This is a genomic window from Stenotrophomonas sp. JAI102 (assembly GCF_013409105.1).
GTDB lineage: Bacteria > Pseudomonadota > Gammaproteobacteria > Xanthomonadales > Xanthomonadaceae > Stenotrophomonas > Stenotrophomonas maltophilia_AA.
In genome coordinates this window covers 44914-56218 of record NZ_JACCCI010000005.1, presented here as the reverse complement: position 1 = coordinate 56218, position 11305 = coordinate 44914, and the positions used below count along the sequence as shown (strand labels likewise).

General features: G+C 66.5%; 9 protein-coding genes. 1 reads left to right on the top strand and 8 read right to left on the bottom strand.

The window, feature by feature from the left end:
• Positions 1–269: 269 nt before the first annotated feature.
• On the top strand, positions 270–1784 hold the full coding sequence (locus HDC96_RS17405) for an acetyl-CoA hydrolase/transferase family protein (RefSeq protein WP_070471520.1): 1515 nt from the start codon (positions 270–272) through the stop codon (positions 1782–1784).
• A 115-nt stretch (positions 1785–1899) separates the two neighbouring features.
• Here HDC96_RS17405 and HDC96_RS17400 read toward each other — a convergent pair whose 3' ends face one another.
• From HDC96_RS17400 to HDC96_RS17365, 8 genes are all read right to left on the bottom strand, one after another.
• Complete coding sequence (locus tag HDC96_RS17400) at positions 1900–3267, bottom strand: VOC family protein (RefSeq protein ID WP_179461045.1); 1368 nt, start codon at positions 3265–3267, stop codon at positions 1900–1902.
• 178 nt (positions 3268–3445) lie between these two features.
• Entirely contained in the window at positions 3446–3994 is a 549-nt protein-coding gene (locus tag HDC96_RS17395) for a hypothetical protein (protein ID WP_179461044.1), read from the bottom strand.
• Complete coding sequence (locus HDC96_RS17390; protein WP_179461043.1) at positions 3991–4743, bottom strand: HAD family hydrolase; 753 nt, start codon at positions 4741–4743, stop codon at positions 3991–3993. Before HDC96_RS17390 ends, HDC96_RS17395 begins: the two co-directional genes overlap by 4 nt.
• 108 nt (positions 4744–4851) lie before the next feature.
• Positions 4852–5268, bottom strand: coding sequence for an EF-hand domain-containing protein (locus HDC96_RS17385; RefSeq protein ID WP_179461042.1), 417 nt, complete (start codon positions 5266–5268; stop codon positions 4852–4854).
• 219 nt (positions 5269–5487) lie between these two features.
• On the bottom strand, positions 5488–5865 hold the full coding sequence (locus HDC96_RS17380; RefSeq protein ID WP_179461041.1) for a hypothetical protein: 378 nt from the start codon (positions 5863–5865) through the stop codon (positions 5488–5490).
• Positions 5866–5908: 43 nt separating this feature from the next.
• A complete protein-coding gene (locus HDC96_RS17375; protein ID WP_179461040.1) occupies positions 5909–6646 on the bottom strand; it encodes a M15 family metallopeptidase in 738 nt (245 codons plus the stop codon).
• Positions 6600–8177 (bottom strand): serine hydrolase domain-containing protein, encoded by a 1578-nt coding sequence (locus HDC96_RS17370; RefSeq protein ID WP_179461039.1) that lies wholly within the window; start codon positions 8175–8177, stop codon positions 6600–6602. The genes HDC96_RS17375 and HDC96_RS17370 overlap by 47 nt, the downstream gene beginning before the upstream one ends.
• Before the next feature lie 94 nt (positions 8178–8271).
• Positions 8272–11298 (bottom strand): TonB-dependent receptor, encoded by a 3027-nt coding sequence (locus HDC96_RS17365; protein ID WP_179461038.1) that lies wholly within the window; start codon positions 11296–11298, stop codon positions 8272–8274.
• Positions 11299–11305: the final 7 nt, after the last annotated feature.

Genomic DNA, 11305 nt, shown 5'->3' with positions numbered 1-11305 from the left:
GCATGTTCCGGAGGCGAGACATAAAAAAGCCCGCTTGCAGCGAACTGCCAGCGGGCTCTGCTCCCTCCCCCACGTCGGGATGCAGGTCGATCTTCTAGGGTCGGCGCAGAACTTGCACGCTGCACTGCAAAACAATACTTGCGGGTACAGAAGTAGGCCGGAAAGCTGAACAGGGAGGCGCCGATGTGAAAACGCCATCCCACCAAGGTAGAACCCCTGCCCCTGCGTGGATCGCCGATAATGGGGATCCCCCCAAAAACGTTGTCGTCATGTCTGTCGATCGCATTGCAAACGCGCGTCTGCGTGACCGCGTTGTCTCCGCCGAAGCTGCCGCCGCCCTGATCCAGCCGGGTGAAACCGTCGCGATGAGCGGCTTTACCGGTTCAGGCTACCCCAAGGCGGTGCCGGTCGCGCTGGCGCAGCGCATCGAGGCGGTGCACGCCCAGGGCCTGCCGTTCCAGATCAGCCTGATGACCGGCGCCTCGACGGCGCCGGAGCTGGACGGCGCGCTGGCCAAGGCCGATGGCATCGCGATGCGCATGCCCTTCCAGAGCGACCCGGATGCGCGCAACCGCATCAACGAGGGCAAGCTGGATTACATCGACATCCACCTCAGCCATGTCGCCCAGCACGTGTGGTTCGGCTTCTATGGCGACATCGACACCGCGGTGATCGAGGTCTCGGCGATCCGCGAAGACGGCTCATTGGTGCCCTCCACCTCGGTCGGCAACAACAAGACCTGGCTGGATCTGGCCAAGAAGGTGATCGTCGAGGTCAACGAGTGGCAGCCGGCCGGCGTGGACGGCATGCACGACATCTACTACGGCACCGCGCTGCCGCCGCACCGCAAGCCGATCCCGCTGGTGCACGCCAACGACCGCATCGGCGAGACCGCACTGCGCTGCGACCCGGACAAGATCGTGGCGGTGGTGCGCACCAACGGCCCGGACCGCAACAGCCCGTTCAGCCCGATCGATACGACCAGCGAGCAGATCGCGCAGTACCTGATCGAGTTCCTCAAGCACGAAGTGGCCAAGGGCCGCCTGCCGGCCAACCTGCTGCCGCTGCAGAGCGGCGTGGGCAACATTCCGAACGCGGTGCTGGCCGGGCTGGCCAAGAGCGGCTTCCGCGATCTGAGTGCGTTCACCGAGGTGATCCAGGACGGCATGCTCGATCTGCTGCGCGACGGCGTGCTGAGCTACGCCTCGTGCACCGGCTTCGCGCTGAGCCCGCAGGCGAACGAGACCTTCAAGGAGCACATCGATTTCTACCGCGAGCGCATCATCATGCGCACGCAGGAGATCTCGAACCATCCGGAACTGGTGCGCCGCCTGGGCTGCATCGGCATGAACGGCATGATCGAGGCCGACCTGTACGGCAACGTCAACTCGACGCACGTGATGGGCAGCCGGATCATGAACGGCATCGGCGGCTCGGGCGACTTCGCGCGCAACGGCTTCCTGTCCGCGTTCCTGAGTCCTTCGACGGCGAAGAACGGCAGCATCTCGGCGATCGTACCGATGGTCAGCCACGTGGATCACACCGAGCACGATGTCTCGGTGATCGTCACCGAACAGGGCCTGGCCGATCTGCGCGGCCTGACGCCGCGCAAGCGTGCGCGGGTGGTGATCGACAACTGCGCGCACCCGGATTTCCGCGACCAGCTGAACGATTACTTCGACCGTGCGAGCCGCGAGAGTTACGGCAAGCACACCCCGCACCTGCTGCCGGAAGCGCTGTCGTGGCACCAGCGGTGGCTGGATACCGGGACGATGAAGGCGTGATGCTGCACGGTACCGACCAACGGTCGGTACCTACCGGGGGATAACCGGTCGGTACCCACCCGCGGGATTCACCGGTAGGCCACGACCGTTGGTCGTGGCGCGCGCGGCCCGGGTATTACGCGTTGCGCAGCGTTGCCAGCGATTCGGCCTGCAGCCGCTCATAGATCGCGAACTCGTCCTCCACCTTCATGCCCAACGCCTGCTCGAAGGCATCGCGGTTGGCATGTGCGGCGTAGGCACGCTGCTCGTCGCCACCGAGATTGGACTGGAAGATGCCCGCGGCGCTGACCGGCAGGAAATCCTCGTAGACGATCGGATCGGCACTGGCCAGGCCGGCGGCGATCAGCGCTTCGGCCGGCAGATCACCCACCGCACCCGGGTTGGCACGACCGGCCTCGGTCAGGGCATAGCGGTAGTAACCCAGTCCTTCGCGGCGCAGGGTGTCGTGGTCATCCGGGAAGGCGGTGAACGCCGCGGCCAGGCGGGTCGGGTAATCCTGGCCGGTGCTGCCGGCACCCCCACTGTCGCGGGCCTGCGCCAGCAGCTGGTCGTACAGCGCGCGGCCCTTGGGCGTCAGGGCGAGGCCACGCTGTTCGATCTCACCGAAGCGCGCGGTATGCGTACCGGCATCGCCGGCGTCGCCGGAAGGGAAGTGCACGGTCTCTTCCAGCGCCTTGAAGCTGGTCTGGCGCAGGAGAATCGGGCAGCGGCGCGGTGGCGGACCTTCGATCACCGCTTTGGCATCGATGCCACGCGCGAGCATGCCGGCCTGCGCGGCGTCGATGTCCAGCGTGCGCGGGGTCAGGTGATTGATGTGCGGGCCGCGGAAGCTGACCACGTCGGCGATCAGCCGGTGCGCGTCATGCAGCGCGTGATAGGTGTCCAGCGACACCGTGGCGTCGCCATGCCAACGGAAGGTCTCCAGTGCCTCGATGACGAAGCGGCGCGCATCGGCTTCGTCGAGGCCGCCCTCGCGTTCGGCCTGCGCGATCAGGGCCAGCGCGGTATCGGTGAAAATCCGGCGCTGGGTGAGAATGGCAGCGGACTGCTCGCGCAGCGCGACGTTCTCGATCAGCTCCAACCGCAGCAGCGAGGTGAACACCCGGAACGGATTGCGTGCCAGCGCCTGCGCGGTACGCGGCCGGAACGCGGTGGAATGCACCGGCACGCCGGCCACGGAGAGGTCGTAGTAACCCACCGGGTACATGCCCATCAGCGCGAACAGGCGGCCCAGCGTGGCCAGTTCTTCCGCCGTGCCGACCCGGATCGCGCCGTGGCGTTCCTGGTCGAGGCGGGCGCGCTCGTCGGTGCGGTCCAGCTGCTCGGCCAGCGCCGGATTGGCGGTCAGCACGGCATCGTTGATCTCGGCCACCAGGTCGACCAGGGTGCCGTACAGCGGCACCTCGGTGCGGTACATGGTGGACATCGCCTGGGCGAACAGGCTGCGGATATCGTCGGGTGAAACGAAACGGTCGGTGCTCATGACGTACTCGGCAACGGATCACGGGGAGGGACAGCAGTCCGCCATTGTCGCCGAGGCGGTCGCGCGCGGCGATCTGCACAGCAGCAAAGGGGCGACAGGGTAGAGCCACCCCATGGGTGGCTGCACGGAATGCGATGGGCGCGAAGAGCATCCATGCATGGCGTGGATACGCGGTATCTCAGCGCGTCGCCGCGTCCGCCGGATTGGCGGCCGTGCGGCGCCGCTGCTCACGGTTGCCGAGCTGGCGCTGCAGCGTGGCGTCGAGCTTCACCGGGCGGTCCCAGTGGTCGTGGCTGGCGACGATGGCATGGCGCAGCGCGCGCCAGTGCAGGTTGGTCGGGGTGACCGGGAGCTCGGCGACCACCGCTTCCCAGCGTTTGGCCTCGCCCTCCTCAGGCACCGCGCGCGACCAGGCCCGCACGCTCTCGCGGCAGGAGTGTTCGATCACATGCGCCCAGGAGCAGGCGAAATAGATGTCGCCGGCCTGCCAGCCGTGGGTGTGCATCAGCGCGGCGACGTAGCCGCGCGAGACACCGGCGTAGCGCGAGACTTCATCCAGGAAACTGTCCGGGTAGCGTTCGGCGTAATGATTGATGTCCTGCAGTTGGGTATCCACCCAGGCATCGCCGGTGTCCACCACGTAGGCGGCGGACTTCTCCGGGGTCTGCTCGGCCGCGGCCGCCCAGGGCAGCATCAGCAGCAGCGCGAGCAGGCCGGCGCGCATCATCCGGCCTGTGCGGCCTTGGCTTCGATGGTCCGCAGCGCCTGCGGCCAGTCGAAGGCGGTCGGCGCGTCGACCATGCGCGGTTCGTCGTCGGCCACGCCGTGCTGGGTCTCATGCGCCCAGGTCACCGCGTACGGGGTATGGACGCCCCAGCCGCCCAGGGTGATCACCGGCTCGATGTCCGAGCGCAGCGAATTGCCGACCATCACGAAGCGCTTGATCGGCAGATCGAACTCTTCCAGCACGCGCGCGTAAGTTTCCGGGTCTTTCTCGGAGACGATCTCGATGCGCGGGAACAGGTCGCGCAGGTTGGCCACCTTGATCTTGGCTTCCTGGTGGAACAGGTCACCCTTGGTGATCAGCACGACCGGGTAGTCGCGGGCGATCTCGGTGACCGACTCCCGCACACCGTCGATCAGCTCGACCGGGTGGCGCAGGGTGTCGTGGCCGATGTCCAGCATCTGCTGCAGGTCGCGGGCGCTGATGGTCTGGTTGGTGATCTCGATGGCCGCTTCGACCATCGACAGGGTCATGCCCTTCACGCCGTAGCCGAACACACCGAGATTGCGCTGCTGCACTTCCAGCAGGTGGCGCGCGGTCTGCGTGTCATGCACGTCGATGTAGCGCGACAGGATGTCGAGGTAATCCTGTTCGGCCTTGCGGTAGAAATCCTCGCTCTTCCACAGCGTGTCATCACCGTCAAAACCAACCAGGCCGATAGCGCCTTGCGGCGTGGGCAGGGAAGTCATCATCGGCCAAGGATACCAACAGCGGCCATGCGGCCCCAAATGCCGGCGCATAAAGAAAGGGCGGCCGAAGCCGCCCTTTCCCCCTCACTGCGCTACCGGTGTCCCCGGTCCTTACTTGCTCTGCTGGGCGCCGTTATCGGCGGCCTTGCCCTGCTGGGCGGCCACGTACGCCTTGTATTCATCCGGCGAGAGCTCGCCGTCCTTGTTGGTGTCGGCCTGGTCGAACACCTGGGCGAGGCCCGCGTTCACCTGTGCCTCGGATTTGCTGATGGTGCCGTTGCCGTCGGTATCGACGCTGGCCCAGGTCTGGCCACCGCCGCCGTTGGCCTGCGCGGAGGCCTGCGCTGCGGCGTTGGCCGCGGTATCGGCTGCGTCTCCGGCCTGCGCCGCCGCCTGCTGCGCCTGGGCGGCCTGGTTCTGGGCCTGCGCGGCACTCTGCTGGGCCGACTGGGCCATCGCCGGAATGGCCAGCACACTGCCTGCGGCGACGATCAGGGCGATCAGGGGCTTGCGGATGCGAGTAGTCATTGGGGTGGTCTCCTTGGTAGTTGTTGCGCGGCCTGTTGTTTCCGCACGGCCCCACACTGCCACCCCGTTTGTGAATCGATATTGCCCCGCGACCGCCCTGCGCACGCGACCTTAACCACCTGCGGAAACGCGTGCATTACCGCAGTGGTTAGCCGCAGGTGAGTGATTGGTAACACACGCATTCATTGAGGCCGGATTTAACCGGAAGCGAACGCAATCTCACGGGGTGTCGCTGTTTTTTTCGCCTGAGCGGGAACTGAACAAAAGCCACCCCAGTGCAACACCGCCGATCGCACCGGCCACTTCGAGCACCACGCGCGAGCCCAGCTCGTTCGGATCGTGGATGCTGGCCAGGAACAGCCGTGCATACAGCGGCGACTCCAGCCGCATCATCCCCATGTAGAAGAGGTTCCAGGCATCGATGCCGGCCGAGGCCACCACCGCGATCACGCAGGCCCAGCCGATCGCATGGCCGTCGGTCCAGCCTGCCCACCGGCACAGCCGGTGCCACAGCGCATACACCAGCAGCCCGACCAACAGCGCGATCAGCCCTGCCTCCAGCGTTCCCAGCAATCCAAAGTGCAGCGGCAGGTTCATCGTGGTCCGATCCGGCGGTCAGCGCACAGTGTAGCGGTGCGCCTCAGCGGACCGGCACGTCGTAGGCGGTGGTCGGTGCCGGCTCGGGCTGCAGGGTGAAATGCCACCACTCCATCGGGTAGTTGGCGAAGCCACGCCGGGCCATCGCCTGGCGCAGCTGCTGGCGGTGGCGGCGCTGCGCCGTGTTGATCTCCGGCGCATCGGTATGCGCGCGCGGGCCGAAGAAATCGAACTCGGTGCCCATGTCCACCGGCGCGCAGGCACCCTGGCGGCAGTCGAGCAGGGTCAGGTCGACCGTGGCGGCCCGGCTGTGCCCGGAGGTCTCGGCGATATAGCCGCCCAGCAGGGCTGGCTTGTCGAGGTCGGGGTACTGCAGGGCCTTGCGCGACTGTTCGTGCGGATCGTGCGCCCAGGCGACGAAGGCCTTCACCGCGTGGGCCGGGCGGTAGCAGTCAAAGAGGCGCAGCGCGAACCCTTCGGCACGCAGGTCGGCTTCCACCTGCGCCAGCGCAGTGGCGGCCAAGGCGAGCAGATAGCATTTGGGCGCGTCATAGCCGGGTACGCGTTGCCCGGTGAAGTTGTCCGGGCCGGCGTAGCGGATGTCCTGTTCGATCGCCGGTGTCAGCGCGCGGATGTCGACCAGTCCGGCCTCGGCCACATCGCGCGCGGGCGAGATCGTGACCGCTGGCGCCGCCGCGTGGGCACTGCCGACCAGCAACGCCAGCAGCAGCGCGCTACGGACAATCGCCGATGCGGGTGAAGTGCAGGTCCTGGTAGTCATAACTGAAGTCGATCTCCGGATCGATCGCGGCCAAGCGCAGCGTGGGTGGCGCGCCGGGCTGCAGCTGCAGCCACGGCTCGGCATCAGCCCCGAGCGTATCCCACTGCACCAGCCAGCGCGCGCCGAGCTGCATGACCTGGCCGCGCAGCGTCGGCGACTTGGCGACGCTGAAACGCAGCGCACCCTGCTCCGGGCAGAGCAGCGCCTCGCCCAGCCACGGATCGCGATAACGGCCGTGCGCGGCGGCGGTGGTGCGAAGCGAGGCGGGTCGGCGCGCGGCGGTATCCGGGCGCACCTGCCCGGCATCGCGGCGGCCAGTGCGCTCCTGGTCCAGCAAGGCCAGATAGTGGCTCACATCGGCCGTGTCGTCCGGTGCGGTGTAGTGCTTCAACGCTACCTGCATCAGTGCGGTGCGTGCGTCCTCGGCATCGCTGTTGATCAGGATCACCACGCCGACCTTGCGGTCCGGCAGCAACGCCAGCGAGGAGTACATGCCGGACAGAGTGCCGGTGTGGGCCACCTTCCACTGTCCGTCCAGGTCCGACACGCGCCAGCCATACCCGTAGGCGGAGAAGTGCGCGTTGTCCCAGCGACGCTGCCGCTCACCCAACGGCATCGGCATGTGCGCGGTCCACAGTGCGCGACGCTGCGCCGTGCCCAGCCAGCCGGGAACCAGCGTGGGATCGAGCAGCACCTGGATCCAGCGGGTCATGTCGCGCAGGCTGCAGCGGATGCCGCCGGCGGCCATCGAGGTGAGATCGGCGCTGGTCTCACCATCGGCACCGCGCACCACGTTGCGTCCGTCCTTCCGCGCATGCGGCTGGGCGACGTTGCCGACCGCCGTGACCGACCACGCGCCGACCTGGCAGCGATCCATGCCCAACGGCAGGAACACGTCCTCGCGCAGCAGTTGATCATACGGCTTGCCCCCGGCTGTCGCGGCGACTTCACCGGCGACCACATACATCAGGTTGTCGTAGGCATAGCCGCTGCGGAAGCTGGTGACCGGCCTGAGATGCGCCAGCCCGGCGATGATGTCCTGGCGGGTGAAGGCATTGGGCTCGGGCCACAGCATCAGGTCACCCGCCCCCAGGCCCAGGCCGCTGTTGTGGATCAGCAGATCGCGGACCTGCATCTGCTGCGTGACCCACGGGTCGTGCATGCGGAACTGCGGCAGGTACTTGATGACCGGGTCATCCCAGCGCAGCGCGCCGCGCTCGACCAGGCGCGCGAGCAGCGCGGCGGTCATCGCCTTGCTGTTGGAGGCGATCTTGAACAGGGTGTCCGGGTTGATGGGATCGCCCTGCCCCGCGTGGCGCTCACCGCGGGTTCCGGTGAAGACAATCTTCCCGTCCTCGACGACGGCCATGGCGATGCCCGGCAGGTGTTCGTGGGCCACGGTCTGATCGAGCAGCCGGTTGAAGGTGTCGGCCGGGTCGGCCGCCCGTGCGCTGGGCGCGATGGCCAGCGCGCAGGAAAGCCCAAGCGTGAGAAGGCGGGACGGGATACGCGGTGAAGTGGGTGACGGCATGGGTTCCCTCGTCATGACCGGAGGGCGTGCAACCAAGGCCGCCCATGGAAGGCAGGTGCCGACGCGCTGTCGGCACCTGCCACGCTCGGCCGGATCAGAAGTTCCAGGTCACCATCAGCTGCGTGTAACGCGGCGCCTGCCAGCGGGTGCCGGTATTGAAGGTGTTCTCACGCACCTGGCCCGGCTGCGCCTCGTAGCGCTGGTGCACGTTGATGACGGTCTGGTTGTTGAACAGGTTGTAGACCGACAGGCGCGCACTCAGGTCGATGCCCTCCACCGGCAGGCGCCAGGTGACGTTGGCGCCCATGGTCCACGTCCACGGCAGGCGACCGAAGGCGCCGCGCGGGCTGTACTCGAACTGGCGCTGGTTGTACGCCCCCGAGCAGTTCGCCACGCACAGCCAGCCGGTACCGCCACCGCTGCCTTCACTGGAGGTGCTGCCACCGGCCACGGTGTCGTTGGGCCACATCACGCCGAACGCCGTGATCGGACCACCCGACAGGACCTGCAGCGTGGTACCGAACGACCACTGCTCGTTCAGGGCGTACGCCGCGCGGAACTTGAACTGATGGCGGAAGTCATTGAACAGCGGGCCATAGCGCTGGTTGTTCGACGGATGATCCCAGTGCTGGACCATGCCGGTATCGCCGTAGTTGGTATCCGAGTTGACCGGACCTTCGAAGTTGCCATCGCTGCGCGACCACAGGTAGGACGCGTTGAACAGCCACTTCTCATCCCACGCGCGATCGATCTGGAATTCCAGCGCCTTGTAGGTACGCTTGGGCTTGGAATAGCCAACCACCTCCAGGCTGCCGCCCTTGCGGTAGCCGTCCTTGGAGGTATCGATGGTGATCCAGCCCTCGGTGGCGCAGCCGATGCTGGAGTCGCCCCAGATCGTCAGGCTCTCGCCCGGGTTGGCGATCGGCCACAGGGTGCTGCCGGTCGGCCCGCACGGGGTGTGGTTGATCCGCATGTCATCCAGCGCGCGGTCCATCTTGCGGTAGGTCGCGTTGATGCCCCACGACCAGGCCTGGTTGATCATGGTCTGGAAGCCCAGGATGTACTCATCCTGGTAGACCGCCTTCAGATCCTTGTCCACGCTCTGGCGCAGGTCGGCCGCGCCGGTGTTCATGCGCGCATCGACCGGACCGATCTGCTGGCCGATGACCGGTGCCATGTACGGCGCCCCGGTGACCGGGTTGGCCTGCTGCTGCCAGCCATTGAGCACGTAGTAGGAGTACTCGTCGGTCAAGCCGCCAGCGAAGTTGACGTTGATGTTGTTGGTCACCGGCAGGTAATAGCGGCCAGCGTTGCCGAACAGCTTGGTGCTGCCGTCACCCTTCATGTCCCAGGAGAAGCCGAAACGCGGCGCGATCAGGTCGTCCATCTTGATGAAGGCGTCGCCATCGGCGGTGCGGTTCTCGAAGCGGTCCCAGCGCACGCCGAGGTTCAACATCAGGTTCGGGGTGATGTTCCAGATGTCTTCCAGGTAGAACGCGTTGGCTTCCGTCTCGAAGGTGCCGCCGGAAACGCGGTTGCGCGCACGCAGCATCTCGGTCACGCCGGCCGGCACATAGGCATTGGCGCCATCCCACACTTCATCGCCCGGGCGGGCCACGTAGGCGGTGTAGCTGAGCTGGGTCGGCCCCGGGTAACGGGTGGACTGCTCGGTCGTCATCAGCTCGCGGTCCACGCCGAAGCGCAGCAGGTGCGTGCCGAGCTGCCATTCGAAGTCCAGCCGCGCGACCTCACGCGTATCGTCGCGTTCGGCAACGGCGGCGCCGGTGGGATGGCAGCCCGCACGCAGGCCGTTGAGCTTGCCCAGACGTGACGCGTAGCTGGCGTCGGTGAATACCGGACTGCACGCCTCATCGAGCGAGGAGTTGGTGAAGGCCCGCTGGTTGTTCTCGCCCACCATGGCGCGCGCGGTGAAGTTCTCGCCGAAGTGACCGGTGTAGGTCGCCGACCAGTTTTTGCCACCGGTCTCGGTGACCGAGTCGCCGCCCCACGCACCAATCTGGTCGTCGTCCCAATCGTAGTTGTATGACCCGTTGGTGATGTCGCCCTCATCGGAGAACGCCAGCAGCGCCAGACTGTGGTTGTCGTTGATGTTCCAGTCCAGCTTGGCGCCCCAGAAGCCGTTGTCGCTCTTGTTCTTGAACCAGCTCAGTGCATCGGACGAGGTGTTGTGGCCGGTATCGTTACGGTCTTCATACATCGCGAACAGGAACAGCTTGTCCTTGATGATCGGGCCGGAACCCCACACGTTGGTCTTCAGGAACGAGTTGTTGTCGCGGCTGGCATAGGAATGCGGGGTGCCGTCGCGGTGGAAGTGGTCACGCGGGCTGGAGCGCCACGCACTCGGCTCGGCGGTGACTTCCACGCCGCCCTGGAACTCATTGGTGCCCGAGCGTGTCACCGCGTTGATTACACCGCCGGTGGAACGCCCGAATTCCACCGAGTAACCGCCGGTCTTGACCTGGAATTCGTTGAAGAAGCCGAACGGCGCGCTGGAGAAGCCACGACGGGTGTACATGTCGGTGACGTTCAGGCCATTGATGAAGACCGCGTTCTCGGCCACCGAGGAACCGGCGAAAGACAGGCCACCGAACGAGGCGTTGCCACCGACCACGCCAGGCGCCAGCAGCGCTACGGCCGACAGGTCCTGCGCCACCGGCAGGCGCGACAGCTCTTGGCGGTTGACGTTGAACGAGGTCTCGGTGGAATACACATCCACGCGATTGACCACGCGGGCACCGATCACCTGCAGCGCATCGAGGTTGACCACATCGCCGCTGCTGGCCAGGTTGACGGTGGTGGTGCCGCCGACCGCGACGCTCACCGCGAATGGCTCGCCCAGCTTCTGGCCATCACGGCTGAGCTGCAGCTGGTAATCGCCGACCGGCAACTGACCCAAGCGGTAACTGCCATCGGCACTGGCGGTGACCGTACGGGTCAGGCCAGTGCCGTTGCTGACGACCGTCACCTGGTCACCGGCAGTCGCACGGCCGGCTACGGCACCACTGACGTTCTGTGCCGAGGCGCCCATCGGCACCAGGCTCCCCAGACACACCCCCAGCGCGGCATACAGCGCCGCACGCTTCAATCGATTTACGTTCATTCCCTGC

Bases quoted from the DNA above. Each gene is read 5' to 3' on its own strand.
- HDC96_RS17370 (WP_179461039.1), bottom strand. From the start codon at position 8,177: ATGCCGTCACCCACTTCACCGCGTATCCCGTCCCGCCTTCTCACGCTT.
- HDC96_RS17365 (WP_179461038.1), bottom strand. From the start codon at position 11,298: ATGAACGTAAATCGATTGAAGCGTGCGGCGCTGTATGCCGCGCTGGGG.
- HDC96_RS17405 (WP_070471520.1), top strand. From the start codon at position 270: ATGTCTGTCGATCGCATTGCAAACGCGCGTCTGCGTGACCGCGTTGTC.
- HDC96_RS17390 (WP_179461043.1), bottom strand. From the start codon at position 4,743: ATGATGACTTCCCTGCCCACGCCGCAAGGCGCTATCGGCCTGGTTGGT.
- HDC96_RS17395 (WP_179461044.1), bottom strand. From the start codon at position 3,994: ATGATGCGCGCCGGCCTGCTCGCGCTGCTGCTGATGCTGCCCTGGGCG.
- HDC96_RS17385 (WP_179461042.1), bottom strand. From the start codon at position 5,268: ATGACTACTCGCATCCGCAAGCCCCTGATCGCCCTGATCGTCGCCGCA.
- HDC96_RS17375 (WP_179461040.1), bottom strand. From the start codon at position 6,646: ATGACTACCAGGACCTGCACTTCACCCGCATCGGCGATTGTCCGTAGC.
- HDC96_RS17400 (WP_179461045.1), bottom strand. From the start codon at position 3,267: ATGAGCACCGACCGTTTCGTTTCACCCGACGATATCCGCAGCCTGTTC.
- HDC96_RS17380 (WP_179461041.1), bottom strand. From the start codon at position 5,865: ATGAACCTGCCGCTGCACTTTGGATTGCTGGGAACGCTGGAGGCAGGG.